Origin of the sequence: Pseudarthrobacter sp. NPDC092439 (assembly GCF_044754945.1) — a bacterium.
Taxonomy (GTDB): Bacteria; Actinomycetota; Actinomycetes; order Actinomycetales; family Micrococcaceae; genus Arthrobacter.
In genome coordinates, this window is record NZ_JBIVQB010000001.1 from 260,692 (window position 1) to 274,809 (window position 14,118).

Here is a 14,118-nt window from a genome sequence, read left to right on the forward strand (position 1 = left end):
GTGGATCTGTTCAGCGGCACCCTGGTGTCCATCGCCGGCCTGTGGGCCGGCACCATCAACGCCGTGGTGGGCTCCGGTACGCTGGTCACCTTTCCCGTGCTGATCGCCCTCGGCATCACCCCCGTGGTCGCTTCCATGAGCAATGCCATGGGCCTGGTGGCCGGCGGCGTTTCGGGAGCGGTGGGCTACCGGCGCGAGCTCAAGGGGCGCGGCCGGCAGTTGCTGCGGCTCCTGCCGGCATCCCTTTTGGGCGGCATTTCGGGTGCCTGGCTGCTGCTGCACCTGCCGGAAGCGGTGTTCCACTACGTGGCACCGTTCCTGATCGTCCTGGCGCTGCTCATGGTGGTTTTCCAGCCGCGGCTGCAGGCCTGGGTCCGGAACCGGGAGGAGAACCCCGAACACGCCGTCCGCGACAAGCGCCACGGCGTGCTGCTGGTGGTTTTGGTGTACCTGGCAGGTGTCTATGGCGGCTACTTCGTGGCGGCCCAGGGGATTCTGCTGGTGGGCATCCTGGGTGTCTTCCTGACCGGCACCATGCAGAACGCCAACGCCATGAAGAATATCCTGGTGCTTGGCGTGAACGTGGTGGCCGCGGTGTCATACCTCCTGTTTGCCTTCGACCGGATCAACTGGACGGTGGTGCTGCTCATTGCCTTCAGTTCGGCCGTTGGCGGCGTTCTGGGCTCGAAAATCGGCCGCCGGCTCTCGCCGACCGTGCTGCGTGCCGTGATCTTCGTCCTGGGGCTGGTGGCCCTGGGCGTCATGACCGCCAATCTGCTGCAATAATCACCCGGTGACAATCCACTATCTTGAGTCCGCGGACGATCCGCGCGTGGCGGACTATACCCGCCTCACCGACGTCCACCTCCGCAAGCTCCGCGAGCCGGCGGAGGGCATGTACATCGCCGAATCCTCCCGGGTGCTCCGCCGCGCCCTCGCCGCGGGTCATCGGCCGCGCTCATTCTTCCTCGCCGAAAAGTGGCTGGCGGACCTGCAGGACGTCTTCGCCGCACACCCGGATGTGCCGGTGTTCGTCGGCAGTGCCGGCCTGCTCGAGGAGATCACCGGTTTCCACCTGCACCGCGGCGCGATGGCGGCCATGGAGCGGCCGTCCCCGGTCCCGCTGCCGGAGCTCCTCGAAGGTGCCCGGCGCGTCGCCGTGCTGGAGGACATCGTGGACCACACCAACGTCGGCGCCATCTTCCGTTCGGCGGCGGCCCTGGATATCGACGCCGTTCTGGTCTCGCCGCGCTGCGGGGATCCGCTGTACCGCAGGAGCGTCCGGGTCAGCATGGGGACGGTTTTCCAGGTCCCCTGGGCCCGCCTGGAAAACTGGCCGGAGGACCTCCAGGTGCTCAAGGACCACGGGTTCACAGTCGCCGCGCTCGAACTGACCGAGGATGCCCAGGACGTGGACGCCGTTGCGGCAGAAGACCCGGACAGGCTGGCGTTGGTGCTCGGCACCGAAGGCGCCGGAATGAGCGCAGGCACCCTTGCCGCCGTCGACCTCGCCGTGAAGATCCCCATGCGCAACGGCGTGGATTCGCTCAATGTCGCTGCGGCTTCCGCTGTGGCGTTTTGGGAGTTGCGGTCCCGGCGCTGATTGTTCGCGCCCGCCGCGTGCATCCGCTATGATGGATAGCTGGTTGTCCTGCCGCCGAAGCCCGGCTGACGCGGGGACAGCTATCCCATTCATACCTGGCAGCTGGCAAAATCCAGTTGTGCGAACAAAGGTCCCATTATGAAGTCTGAGATCCACCCGAAGTACGAAGCTGTTGTTTTCAACGACCTGGCTTCCGGCGTCAAGTTCCTGACCAAGTCCACCGTGTCTTCCTCGAAGACCATCGAGTGGGAAGACGGCAACACCTACCCGGTCATCGACGTCGAAATCTCCTCCGAGTCCCACCCGTTCTACACGGGCAAGCAGCGCATCATGGACTCGGCAGGCCGCGTCGAGCGCTTCAACGCTCGCTTCAAGGGCTTCGGCGGCAAGAAGTAATCCACTTCCACCGAGCTTCCTGAAGGCCCGCACCGGCAACGGTGCGGGCCTTTCGCGTTTCCAGGGGCCAAGTGCGCCTTGACGCCGGACCACGGTGCGCAGGGACTGTCCCTGTGCACCGGGCCCTCATCACTGCGCAGGACGGGTACGGAGCAGCCGCGGCGGCTACCGGGCAGTTGCTTGCACGACGGCGGCCTGCGCCGTGAGCGCGCGCAACAGGTGGCTGCGCTGCTCCAGGATGATGCGGCGCAGCGCGCGGGGGGCGTCGGCGTGTGCGGCCAGCCAGTCATCGGTCCTGCGGAGTACAGGGTGGTCCGCAGGTGCCATGCCTTCCGCGAGGTCCTGGTCCAGGGGGAACAGCCCGCGGACAATCCTGCTGGCGATTTCGATGCTCCGCCCGTCCCACACGTCCCGCAGGCACTCAAAGTAGGGTTCCACGTACGGATCCAGGAGGCCGGCCGGGGCAGTGGTGAAGCCGCTGATGGTGGCGCTGAGCTGCTGGTTGGAGAGTGTGGTGCCGTGGACGGCTTCCTGCCACGCGGCGGCCTTGACGGCGGGGTCCGGCCGCGCCGCAACGGCTGTGGCGTGGCCGGCGCGCCCGGATGCGGTGGTGTCGCGCGCCAGTTCGGCATCGAGTTCGGCAAGGGTGGCCTGGCCGTTTGCCGCGAGTGCGTGCCAGAGATGCCAGCGGAGTTCGGCGTCCACCGCCAGGCCCCCGACGGGTGCCGAACCGTCCAGCAGTCCGCGCAGGCGGGGGATCAGGGCGGCGTCGTGCCTGCTGAGCGTGCCCACCGTCCTGGCCCACGCCAACTGGTGGTCGGACCCGGGGACGGCACGGTCCAGCTCGGCAGCGACGGCCGCCAGGAACGGGGACCGCACACCGTCGCGTCCGGCCGGGGGAGTGTAGCGTTCGACGGCGGTGCAGGCGTTCTCGAGGATGTTCAGCAGGACCCCGATCCCGGTTTCCGCCGGACCGAACGCTGCCACCGCATCCAAGTAGCGTGCCGCCGGGCTTTCCCCGTCCCGGGCCGAGTTCCACAGCGCCGTCCAGCACAGGGCCCGCGCCATGGGGTCGGTGATCCTGTCCAGTGACTCCAGGACAGTGTCCAGGGAGACCGGATCAAGCCGGACCTTGGCGTAGGTCAGGTCGTCGTCGTTGAGGAGCAGCAGCGCTGGCCGCGGCTTGCCCGCCAGGTCCGGAACGGGCGTGGAGGAGCCGTCCGCGTCCGTTTCCACGCTTCCGGTGCGGACCAGGGCGCCGGAGGCGTCGAAATCGTACAGCCCCACCCGGAGCCGGTGCGGCCGGGGCTCGTCCCTTCCCGTGACGGGGTCCGTCGCCTGCTGGACGATGGCCGCACCGCCGATGGCGGCGTCGTCCGTTGCGTCCGGCGTGATCTCCAGGGCGAGGGTGGAGATGCCCGCGGTTTGAAGCCACTGCCGCGCCCAGCCGGACAGGTCCCGGCCGGAGGCGGCACTGAGTGCCTCCAGGAGGTCAGCCAGGGTGCTGTTGGAGTAGGCGTGCTTGCGGAAGTACTCCCGCGAGCCTGCGATGAAAGCGTCAAAGCCCACGTACGCCACCAGTTGCTTGAGGACCGAGGCGCCCTTGGCGTAGGTGATGCCGTCGAAGTTCTGCTTCGCGGCCTCGAGGTCCGGAATGTCCGCCACGATGGGATGCGTGGTGGGCAGTTGGTCCTGCACGTAGGCCCACGCCTTGCGTTTGTTGGCGAAGTTCACCCAGGCAGTGGCCCAGTCTGTGGCCCGGTCCACGCCCAGGGTGCCCATGTAATCCGCAAAGGATTCCTTGAGCCACAGGTCGTCCCACCACTGCATGGTCACGAGGTCGCCAAACCACATATGCGCCATCTCGTGCAGAAGGGTGTTCGCGCGGCCCTGGTACTGGGCGTCGGTGGCGCGGGAGGTGAAGACGTAGCTTTCGGTGAAGGTGACGAGGCCGGGGTTTTCCATGGCGCCCAGGTTGTACTCGGGCACGAATGCCTGGTCGTATTTTCCCCAGGGGTACGGGAAGTCGAAGAGCCGGTTGAAGAACTCCAGGCCGTTCTTCGTGAGCCGGAACAGCTCATCCGTGTCGAAAGACGCGGCCATGGACGCCCGGCAATAGAGGGCCAGCGGCACATCCATCGCCGTGCCGTCGTCCGGCGTGGCCAGCCACCGGTCCTGGGCCTTGAAGTAGGGTCCGGCAAGCACGGTGGTGATGTACGTGGACATGGGAAGCGTGGGCGCGAAGTCCCACCGGGCGGCGGCGGGGTCGTCGGACAGGGCTGTCCTGGCGGTCTGTTCACCGTTGGACGCCACTTCCCAGCCGGCCGGCGCCGTGACATGGAACGTGAAGGACGCCTTGAGGTCCGGCTGCTCAAAGTTGGCGAAGACGCGCCGGGCGTCTGCAGGTTCATATTGGGTGTAGAGGTAGCACTGTCCGTCCGCGGGATCGACGAAACGGTGCATGCCTTCACCGGAGCGGCTGTACAGGGCGATGCCGGTCACTGTCACCTCGTTGTTCCGCTGCAGGTTTTCCAGCCGGATCCGGGGCCCGTCCACCACGTCGTCGACCCGGAGGGACTCGCCGTTCAGGATGACGCTGTGCACGCCCCCGTGGATGAAGTCCAGGAACGTGGTGGTGCCCGGCTGGGCGGCACTGAAGACGATGGTGCTGCGGCTCGGGTAGCCGGTGGAGCCCGGGTCGGCGGCTTGCCGCACGTCGAGCCATACGTCGTAGCTGGCGGTGGTGATCAGGGCTGAACGTTCCGCCGCTTCATTGCGGCCCAGATTCTCAAGAGACACTCCGCCATCCAATCACAGGTCAGGCGGTGATCAGCAGCGCGGCCGCCAGCCCAAGGGCGGCGATCAGCAGCCATGACGCCAGGGCTGCCAGCAGGGCCCGTCCTCCCGTCAGCAGGAGCGTACGGATGCGCACGGCGGAGCCCAGCCCAAAGAGTGCCGCAGCCAGGAGCAAGTCCTGCGCCAGGGCACCGCCGGCCAGCCAGTTTTCCGGCAGCCAGCCGGTGGAGCGCAGGGCCACCATGGCCACGAACCCAACCACGAACAGTGGCAGCACGGGCGGCAGCCGGGTCCCCGCGGCCGCGGCCCCGGGTGCTGTGTTAAACCGGTGGTGCGCCCCGGCTATCGCGGCCACGGGGGCCAGGAGCAGCACCCGCGTGAGCTTGACGACGACGGCGATCCCCAGCGCCGCCGTTCCGGCCGTTTGCGCAGTGGCCACCACCTGCCCTACGTCGTGGACGGATGCTCCGGCCCAGGCACCGAACACCGTGGCGCTGAGCCCCAGGGGGTGCACCAGCAGCGGCAGGACGCCGATGGCCAGCGTGCCGCACAGCGTCACGAGCGCCACCGGCAGCACCGTGTCCGTATGCCGGATCCGCCGCACTGCAGCCACGGCCCCGATGGCCGACGCCCCGCAAATGGAGAAACCGGCGGCCACCAGGAGGGACGTCTCCGGTGGAAGCCGGAACAGCCGTGAGATGAAGTACGTTCCGCCGAACCCGGCAGCCACCACGGCCGCGATCAGGACCAGCGCCAGCCAGCCCAGCCCCAGGACGTCCATGACGCTGACCTTCAGGCCGAGCAGTACGATGCCGGCCCGCATGAGGTGCTTACCCGCGAAATCCAGGCCGCGGCGCGCCCTTCCCGCCATCCACGCGGCGGAGCCGGGAAGGTTCGCCGCGAGTAGGCCAAGGACCACCGCTGCGGTCATTGCAGGAAGCGCAGGCAGCAGGCCATGGACCAGGAAGGCCGCGGCTACGGCGGCAGCGGCGAAGCCAAGGCCGGGAAGCACCGGCCCGGCTGCCGGTGAGCGTCTGCTGAGTGGCACCTGACTACTGTGCCGGATAAGGTCCCTAAAGCACGAACCGCTGCCCGGCCGCCAACACGCCATTGTGGAGGGCAGTATGAAATCGAACCCAAAAGATGGTTGGCTATTGCGCATGTCAGACCTATTCCAGGATTACTCCGAGGCCGCCGGCAGGACCGGCGCCTACGACGAGATGTTTGCGCCCGGGCAGCAACCGCGGGACTCCTACGGGCAGGTTGCGGACGCCCTAAGCAAACTCTCACTGGCGGACGTCACCGCCCGGGCCGATTCGATGGCGCGCACCTTCCTGGACCGCGGAGTGACGTTCGATTTCGCAGGGGAGGAGCGGCCCTTCCCCCTGGACATCGTGCCGCGTGTGATCCCGGCGTCGGAATGGGAGGTCCTGGAGCGGGGCGTTGCGCAGCGCGTGCGTGCCCTGGAAGCCTTCCTCAACGACGTTTACGACAAGATGACGGTAGTGGCCGACGGCGTGATCCCCCGCCAGCTGGTGACCACCAGTGCCCACTTCCACCGCCAGGTCCACGGATTCGAGCCGGCCGGCGGGGTGCGCGTGCACATTTCCGGGATCGACGTGGTCCGGGACGCCGCCGGGACTTTCCGCGTCCTTGAGGACAACGTCCGGGTCCCGTCCGGCGTCAGCTACGTGCTGGAAAACCGCCGCGCCATGGCCAAGGGCCTGCCCGAAGCGTTCGGCCAGCAGCTCATCCGGCCCGTGGAGGAATACCCGCGCCGCCTGCTCTCCGCCCTGCGCAAGACGGCACCGGCAGGCGTGGACGATCCCACGGTGGTGGTCCTGACCCCGGGCGTCTTCAACAGCGCCTATTTCGAGCACACGCTGCTCGCAGGCCTGATGGGCGTGGAACTGGTGGAAGGCCGTGACCTGATCTGCCGTGGAAACCGCGTCTACATGCGCACCACGGCCGGCGAACAGCGCGTGGACGTCATCTACAAGCGCATCGATGACGACTTCCTTGATCCGCTCCAGTTCCGCTCCGACTCCATGCTGGGGTGCCCCGGCCTGGTCAACGCGGCCCGCGCAGGCGGAGTCACGATCGCCAACGCGGTGGGCAACGGCGTCGCGGACGACAAACTGGTCTACAGTTACGTTCCTGACCTGATCCGCTACTACCTCAACGAGGAGCCCGTGATCGCGAATGTGGACACGTACCGCCTCGAAGAGAAGGAAGCCCGCGAGTACACCCTGGACAACCTTTCGGAGCTTGTGGTGAAGCCCGTGGACGGTTCCGGGGGCAAGGGCCTGGTGATTGGCCCCGACGCTTCGCCGGAGGAGCTGGAGGCCCTGCGGGGGCGGATCATCGCCGACCCCCGGGGCTGGATCGCCCAGCCGGTGCTGCAGCTTTCCACGGTCCCCACCCTCAGCGGCGACAAGTTCGGACCCCGGCACGTCGATCTTCGCCCCTTCGCGGTGAACGACGGCGACAACGTCTGGGTGCTCCCGGGCGGCCTGACGCGTGTGGCTCTCAAGGAGGGCTCGCTGATCGTCAACTCGAGCCAGGGCGGTGGCTCCAAGGACACCTGGGTGCTGGCCGACTCGCCGCAGATGCCGGTGGAGACGGTTCCGCGCCCCTCCATCACCGTCCGCGAGCGGGTCTCTGTGTGGCCGGTGGAAAGCAACTGGCGCGACCGCCAGCCGGAGCAGCAGCAGTGAGCCGCGCCGCCGTCGTGCCCTTGTGCCTTGCCGTGGGCTTGCCCTTTCCCGTTCCGTCCCGCGTGCAGGAGGTAGCCGCACATGCTTAGCCGCATCGCCGAATCCCTATTCTGGATTGGCCGCTATGTGGAGCGTGCCGACGGCACGGCCCGCATCCTTGACGTTCACCTGGAACGGCTGAACCACCTGCCGATGGAAGAACGCAGGAGCGTGGCCCAGGAACTGCTGGCGGTCATGGGCGCCCGGCCGCAGAGCGAGGACTTCGGGCTGCCCGAACTGCTGCATGCACTGGCCTACGACAAGACCAGCGCCACGTCCATCGCCGGCTCCCTCGGCGCCGCCCGCGAGAACGCCCGGCGGGCGCGGGAGACCGTGTCCTCCGGACTGTGGGAAAGCCTGAACACCACCTACTACGGGCTCAGCCAGCACCGAAAGGATGTGGTGGGCACCTACCGGTTCTGCAACTGGACGCTTGAGCGCACCGCCATGGTCAGCGGCCTCGCGGACACTACGGTCAGCCATGATGAAAGCTGGCTCTTCCTCGTCCTGGGCCGCTCCCTCGAACGGGCCGACATGACCGCCCGCATGCTGTCCACCCGGGACGTCCTGTCCGCGGGCATGTCCTGGGTCAACATGCTTCGCTGCGCGGGTGCTTACGAGTCGTTCCTCCGGACCCGCCGCGCTGCGTTCGGGGACCAGCACGCCGCTGAGTTCCTGCTGCTGGACCGGCTGTTTCCGCGCTCCATCGTCTACGCCCTCCGCGATGCAGACGAGTGCCTGGCCAAGCTGGACCCCTCCGCGCAGCGCGTGGGCTTCATCAATGACGCCCGGCGCATCGTGGGCCAGGCCCGCACCTTCCTGGAGTTCCACCGGACAGACGACCTCATGTCGGAACTGCCCGAGCACATGGAGCGCGTGCAGAAAGCCGTTGCCCAGGCATCCGACGCCATTTCCCGTAAGTACTTCAATCAGGCGGACGAACTGGCCTGGGTGGGAGAAGTTTCATGACCCGGCTGAGCATCAACCACCGCACGGCGTACAAGTACAACAAGCGCGTCACCCTGTCCTACAACGAGGCCCGGATGACGCCGCTGACCGACTCCCAGCAGGTGGTCCTCGAGTCCGTGGTCAAGGTGTCCCCGTCCCAGGCGGCGGTCAGCACTTACCGCGACTACTGGGGCACAAGGGTGACAGCCTTTGACATGCAGATGCCGCATGACCACCTCGAAGTGCTCTCCACCATCCTGGTGGAGGTGCATCGCACGGAAAAGATCCCCTCCGGGGCGGACATCGTCGGCTGGGACATCCTTGCCGCTCCGGAGACACTGAGCGCGTTCAGCGACTGGCTGCCCCAGTCGAGGCTGAGCGGCCCCGGGGACGAGGTCCTGGGCATCATTCCGGGGGTGGTGGCGGGCAAGAATCCGCACGAGGCGGCCATGGCCATCTTCGAGTGGATGCGTGGGGAAATGACGTACATGTCCGGCTCCACCGCCGTTACTACCAACGCGGAGGAGGCATGGGGGCAGCGCCAGGGCGTGTGCCAGGACCTGGCCCACCTCGCCATCGGTGCGCTGCGCAGCTGCGGGATCCCGGCCCGCTACGTCTCCGGATACCTGCATCCGCGTTCCAGCGCCGGCATCGGGGAAACGGTAGCCGGGCAGTCGCACGCCTGGCTGGAATGGTGGGACGGAGACTGGCGCAGCTGGGATCCCACCAACCACAAGCCCGCCGGAGACTTCCACGTCACCGTGGCCCGCGGACGGGACTACCGTGACGTGCCGCCGCTGAAGGGCATCCTCTCCGGCGGGGGAGGGTCGGCCCTTAGCGTCAGCGTGGAAATCACGCAGCTCGCCTGAGCGGCTTTACTCCTGGGGACTCTTGACGGCGCCGCTCAGCTGGGTCCACCAGGTCAGCGGTGCTGTTACCTTGAACCGGCGCCCTGTCAGCGTGCTGGGTGTGATCCTGATGAATGTGTCCTTGTGGCCGGCCTGCCATGGGAAAAGGTACAGCGCGGCGGTGTCCAGGACATGCTCGGTGCCCGTCACTACCTCCGCGGTGCCCTTGGCCACCACGCTCCAGGCCAGGCCGGTCTGTGCATCCACGCCGTCGGCTTCGACGGCTACCTGCGCGCCGCCTGAGGCGGCTGCGAGCTTGGTGCCTTCGCCGGTACGGAACACCAGGGTCCCGCTGTCCACGGTGTAGTTGATCGGGAAGATATCCGGGTGGCCATCCGCCAGGACAGCCAGCCGGCCCACGGAGACCGTCCGCAGCAGTGCCCAGCAGTCGTGGTGTTCGAGGTTTTCAACGTCGGGGGCTGACTCTTTGCTCATGCCGTGAGCATACGCCCATCACCAGGGGCTGGGCTTGTAGTCCTTCAGGAAAACACCGTACTGGTCCTCGCCCGCCTCGCCCATGACGATCGGATCGTAAACCCGGGCTGCGCCGTCCACCAGGTCCAGGGGAGCGTGGAAGCCTTCCTCCATGAGGCGGACCTTCGTGTAGTGCGGGCGCTCATCCGTGATCCAGCCGGTGTCCACGGCCGTCATCAGGATGCCGTCCGTCTCCAGCATTTCCTGTGCACTGGTCCGCGTCATCATGTTCAGCGCTGCCTTGGCCATGTTGGTATGCGGGTGGCCCGGGCCTTTGTAGGCACGGGAGAACTGGCCCTCCATGGCGGAGACGTTGACGATGTACTTTCGGCGGGCGGTCGAGCGTTTCATGGCCTCCCGCAGCCGGCTGACCAGCAGGAACGGAGCCGTGACGTTGCAGAGCTGCACTTCGAGCATCTCCAGCGGATCCACCTCGTCCACCACCTGCGTCCAGCTGTTGATTGTGGCGAGGTCCGGCACCAGCCCGCCGGCGTCAATCGCCGTTCCGGACGCGATGCGTTCCAATGACGCCGAGCCGGTGGAGAGTGCCAGCGATGTGATGGCGTCACCGGCCAGCACCGGATGTTCCGTGACGCTGCCTGCCAGGGCAAGGGGGTGCTTGTCGTGCGCGTGGCCGAAGGTCAGCAGCTCCGGACCGCCGTTGGCCCGCTCCAGCGCCGCGGGCAGGGGCTCGTCCTCGGCATCGACCAGCGGCTTGTAGGCGTTGCCGGAGCGGCGGACGGTCTGCGCCGCGTTGTTGATGATGATGTCCAGGGGCCCGGCCTCGTTGAGGGAGTCGGTGAGGGCCATGACCTGCGCGGGGTCGCGGAGGTCGATACCCACAATGCGGAGCCGGTGCAGCCACTCTGCGCTGTCCTCCATGGCCGCGAACCGGCGTGCGGCGTCCTTGGGAAACCGGGTGGTGATGGTGGTGTGGGCGCCGTCCCGCAGCAGTCGCAGCGCGATGTACATGCCGATCTTGGCGCGGCCGCCGGTCAGTAGTGCACGCCTGCCGGTCAGGTCGGTGCGGGCGTCGCGCTTGCTGTGGCTGAATGCAGCGCAGTCGGGACACAGCTGGTGGTAGAACGCGTCCACCTGGGTGTAGTGCTGCTTGCAGATGTAGCACGGCCGGGACCGGATCAGGTGTCCGGCCACCTTGCCGGTGGCCGAGGGAGCCAGCTTGTTGCCCCGGGTTTCGTCATCGATCCGGTCCGGCGCGGCGGTGGCCGTCTGCGCGATGACCGCCCGGTCCGCTTCGGAGATGAGGTCCCGCTTGGTGACCCTGCGGTGGCGCTTGACGGCCTTGAACATCTTCCCCGTGGCACGGCGCACCGAAATGTAGTCGGGGTGCTCCTCGTCGTACGCGTGGATGGTGTTCAGGACCTTGAGGCAGGCCTGGATTTCCTCAGGGGTCAGGTCGGGGGAGCTCATTGGACTGATTTTACAGCCTTCCGCCGCCTGGCCCCGGCCGGGACCGGTCCCTTGATACTGCCGGACAGCCGCTAGGACCTATGCACGCCGGGCACGGCTTCGGCCGCCGCCGATGCATGGGCCCCCGCTGCCCGTTCCACCGATTCACGCACGTCCGGGTAGTCAGCAGTTGCCGCTTTTACCGCGTTGGGAACCAGATGCAGGTTGTTGGCCGCAAGCTGCCGTTCCTGTTCGCTGGGTTCGGGAACCTGCTGCCCCTTCGCCAGGACGGTGATGCCGGACTCGGTGACCTTGAAGCCGCGGGCACGGTCCAGTTCCGGATCCATTCCGATGGCGGCCCCTGCGGGAACCCTGACGTTCTTGTCCAGGATGGCGCGGTTGATGACAGCCCCTTCGCCCACGTACACCTTGTCCATCAGGACCGAATCGATGACGCGGCTGCTGGTCCCGACGAAGACGTCATTGGACAGCACCGAGCCTTCCACGACACCGCCGGAAATGACCACTCCGCTGGACACGATGGAATCCAGCGCGGTTCCGACGGTGTTCTTCTGGCCCCGGACGAATTTGGCCGGCGGTGAGATGCTCTGCCGGGTGTAGATGGGCCACTCGGAGTTGTACAGGTTGAAGACCGGCAGCGGCGAGATGAGGTCCATGTGGGCGTCGTAGAACGAGTCGATGGTGCCCACGTCGCGCCAGTAGGTCCGGTCGCGCTCGGTGGATCCGGGAATGTCATTGAGGGTGAAGTCGTAGACGCCGGCCTCGCCCTGGTTCACGAAGTAGGGAATGATGTCCCCGCCCATGTCGTGCTTGGTGTCCAGCCGCTCGGCGTCAACGTGCAGGGCCGCCACCAAGGCGTCGGCGTCGAACACGTAGTTGCCCATGGAGGCCAGGAACTGGGAGGGATCCGCTGCCAGGCCCGGCGTGCTGGCCGGCTTTTCCACGAAGGCCGCGATCTTCTGGGGGTCGCTCCGGTCCACTTCGATGACGCCGAACTGGTTGGCCATGTGCAGCGGCTGGCGGACAGCAGCCACGGTGGCCTTCGCTCCGCTGCTGACGTGCTGGGCCACCATCTGCGCGAAGTCCATTCGGTACACGTGGTCCGCGCCCACCACCACCACGATGTCCGGACTGGCGTCCTGGATCAGGTTCAGGGACTGGTAGATGGCGTTGGCGCTGCCCAGAAACCAGCTCTTGCCCACCCGCTGCTGGGCCGGCACGGAGGCGATGTAGTTGCCCAGCTGGGTGGACATCCGCCACGTTTCCGAAATGTGCCGGTCAAGGCTGTGCGACTTGTACTGCGTGAGCACCACGATCTGCAGGTAGCGGGAGTTCACCAGGTTGGACAGCGCAAAGTCGATCAGGCGGTAGCTGCCGGCGAAAGGCACGGCTGGCTTGGCCCGGTCTGCCGTCAGCGGCATCAGCCTGTTTCCCTCGCCGCCTGCGAGGACAATGGCCAGGACTTTCTTGTTCAACGGCATAGTGGTCGCTCCTGTACGCCTTCGTAACTCCCCAACAGTCCGGTCTGCCCGGACTTCTTCACAGTAGAACAGTTCAGCGTGAAGGACTACCTTGGGTCTTGTGCGAATAGACATTGTGACTAAAGAATTCCCGCCGGAGATCTACGGGGGAGCCGGGGTGCACGTCGCCGAATTGAGCAGGGTGCTTAGTAAGCATGTTGACCTGCAGGTTCGGGCCTTTGGTGCGCCACGGGACGCCGATTACCACGGTGCGGCGGTGACGTCCTATTCCGTCCCGGAAGACCTTGGTGCGGCCAATGCGGCCGTGCAGACGCTTGGCGTGGACCTGCGCATCGTTCCGGACGTCGCAGGCGCCGACCTGGTCCACTCGCACACCTGGTACGCGAACATGGCCGGACACCTGGCCTCCCTCCTGCACGGCATCCCGCACGTGCTCAGCGCCCACAGCCTGGAGCCGCTTCGGCCCTGGAAGGCCGAGCAGCTGGGCGGCGGCTACGCCTTGTCCTCATGGGTAGAGAAGACGGCCTACGAAGCGGCCGCCGCGATCATCGCCGTTTCGGAGGGCATGCGCCAGGACATTCTGCGGAGCTACCCGGCCGTTGATCCGCAGAAAGTCCGGGTTGTCCACAACGGCATCGACGTGGAGTTGTGGAAGCGGGATGAGAATGACGACGCCGTCCGCGCCCTCGGCATCGACCCCGCCAGGCCCAGCGTTGTCTTTGTGGGCAGGAACACGCGGCAAAAGGGAGTCCCCTACCTGCTCCGCGCGGCAGCAAAGCTGCCGGCCGACGTCCAGCTCGTCCTCTGCCTGGGCGCCGCTGACACCCCCGAGCTCGCGGCCGAAACAGCCCGCCTCATCGAAGACCTGCAGCGTGAACGCACCGGCGTGGTGCTGATCGAGCGGATGCTGCCGCGGCAGGAATTGATCCGGGTGCTCAGCCATGCCACGGCGTTCGCGTGCCCTTCTATCTATGAACCGCTCGGCATCGTCAACCTCGAGGCCATGGCCTGCGGTGCGGCGGTGGTGGCAAGCGCCACCGGTGGTATTCCGGAAGTGGTGGAACACGGCCGCACAGGCCTGCTCGTGGACCTGGAGCAGGTCACGGACGGCACCGGCACCCCGCTGGACCCGGAGAAGTTTGTTTCCGAGTTCGCGGCAGCGCTGACGGAAGTCGTCTCGGATCCGGAACGCGCACGCGCCATGGGCGAGGCCGGCCGCCGCCGCGCCGAAGAGCATTTCTCCTGGGAGTCCATCACGCAGACCACCCTTGAGGTATACCGGTCGGTGCTCCCCGGCTGACCATCAGCCCCGCCACGGCGGCCAC

12 protein-coding genes are annotated in these 14,118 nt (G+C 67.0%); 7 read left to right on the top strand and 5 right to left on the bottom strand.

The features are described from left to right. The 3 genes from ACIQCM_RS01215 to ACIQCM_RS01225 all read left to right on the top strand — a co-directional run bounded on the left by ACIQCM_RS01215 (position 1) and on the right by ACIQCM_RS01225 (position 1,999). Entirely contained in the window at positions 1–786 is a 786-nt protein-coding gene (locus ACIQCM_RS01215; RefSeq protein ID WP_400603836.1) for a sulfite exporter TauE/SafE family protein, read from the top strand. A 7-nt stretch (positions 787–793) separates the two neighbouring features. Continuing rightward, positions 794–1,603, top strand: coding sequence for a TrmH family RNA methyltransferase (locus ACIQCM_RS01220; protein ID WP_400603834.1), 810 nt, complete (start codon positions 794–796; stop codon positions 1,601–1,603). Positions 1,604–1,741: 138 nt separating this feature from the next. Then, positions 1,742–1,999 (top strand): type B 50S ribosomal protein L31, encoded by a 258-nt coding sequence (locus tag ACIQCM_RS01225; RefSeq protein WP_159825646.1) that lies wholly within the window; start codon positions 1,742–1,744, stop codon positions 1,997–1,999. 165 nt (positions 2,000–2,164) lie between these two features. On the opposite strand, the gene pepN is transcribed toward ACIQCM_RS01225, so the two are convergent. Both pepN and ACIQCM_RS01235 read right to left on the bottom strand, forming a co-directional pair. Further along, on the bottom strand, positions 2,165–4,798 hold the full coding sequence (gene pepN, locus ACIQCM_RS01230) for an aminopeptidase N (RefSeq protein ID WP_400603831.1): 2,634 nt from the start codon (positions 4,796–4,798) through the stop codon (positions 2,165–2,167). A 19-nt stretch (positions 4,799–4,817) separates the two neighbouring features. Next, positions 4,818–5,843 (bottom strand): YeiH family protein, encoded by a 1,026-nt coding sequence (locus tag ACIQCM_RS01235; RefSeq protein WP_400603829.1) that lies wholly within the window; start codon positions 5,841–5,843, stop codon positions 4,818–4,820. A gap of 112 nt (positions 5,844–5,955) precedes the next feature. Between ACIQCM_RS01235 and ACIQCM_RS01240 the strand changes: the two genes are divergently transcribed. The 3 genes from ACIQCM_RS01240 (at position 5,956) to ACIQCM_RS01250 (ending at position 9,368) form a co-directional block, all read left to right on the top strand. Further along, entirely contained in the window at positions 5,956–7,512 is a 1,557-nt protein-coding gene (locus ACIQCM_RS01240) for a circularly permuted type 2 ATP-grasp protein (protein ID WP_400603827.1), read from the top strand. Between the two features lie 81 nt (positions 7,513–7,593). Beyond that, complete coding sequence (locus ACIQCM_RS01245) at positions 7,594–8,520, top strand: alpha-E domain-containing protein (RefSeq protein ID WP_400603825.1); 927 nt, start codon at positions 7,594–7,596, stop codon at positions 8,518–8,520. Further along, positions 8,517–9,368, top strand: a complete 852-nt coding sequence (locus ACIQCM_RS01250; RefSeq protein ID WP_400603823.1) for a transglutaminase N-terminal domain-containing protein — start codon at positions 8,517–8,519, stop codon at positions 9,366–9,368. Before ACIQCM_RS01245 ends, ACIQCM_RS01250 begins: the two co-directional genes overlap by 4 nt. A 6-nt stretch (positions 9,369–9,374) precedes the next feature. On the opposite strand, the gene ACIQCM_RS01255 is transcribed toward ACIQCM_RS01250, so the two are convergent. The 3 genes from ACIQCM_RS01255 to glgC all read right to left on the bottom strand — a co-directional run bounded on the left by ACIQCM_RS01255 (position 9,375) and on the right by glgC (position 12,793). Beyond that, positions 9,375–9,842 (bottom strand): pyridoxamine 5'-phosphate oxidase family protein, encoded by a 468-nt coding sequence (locus tag ACIQCM_RS01255; RefSeq protein ID WP_400603821.1) that lies wholly within the window; start codon positions 9,840–9,842, stop codon positions 9,375–9,377. A gap of 18 nt (positions 9,843–9,860) precedes the next feature. After that, positions 9,861–11,312, bottom strand: coding sequence for an SDR family NAD(P)-dependent oxidoreductase (locus ACIQCM_RS01260; protein WP_400603819.1), 1,452 nt, complete (start codon positions 11,310–11,312; stop codon positions 9,861–9,863). Between the two features lie 71 nt (positions 11,313–11,383). Then, the gene (gene glgC, locus ACIQCM_RS01265; RefSeq protein ID WP_400603817.1) at positions 11,384–12,793 is read right to left on the bottom strand and encodes a glucose-1-phosphate adenylyltransferase; all 1,410 of its coding nucleotides are present in this window, start codon (positions 12,791–12,793) and stop codon (positions 11,384–11,386) included. A gap of 100 nt (positions 12,794–12,893) precedes the next feature. Between glgC and glgA the strand changes: the two genes are divergently transcribed. After that, positions 12,894–14,093 carry a glycogen synthase gene (glgA, locus tag ACIQCM_RS01270; protein WP_400603814.1) on the top strand — a complete coding sequence of 400 codons (1,200 nt, stop codon included), beginning with the start codon at positions 12,894–12,896 and terminating at the stop codon, positions 14,091–14,093. Positions 14,094–14,118 lie beyond the last annotated feature (25 nt).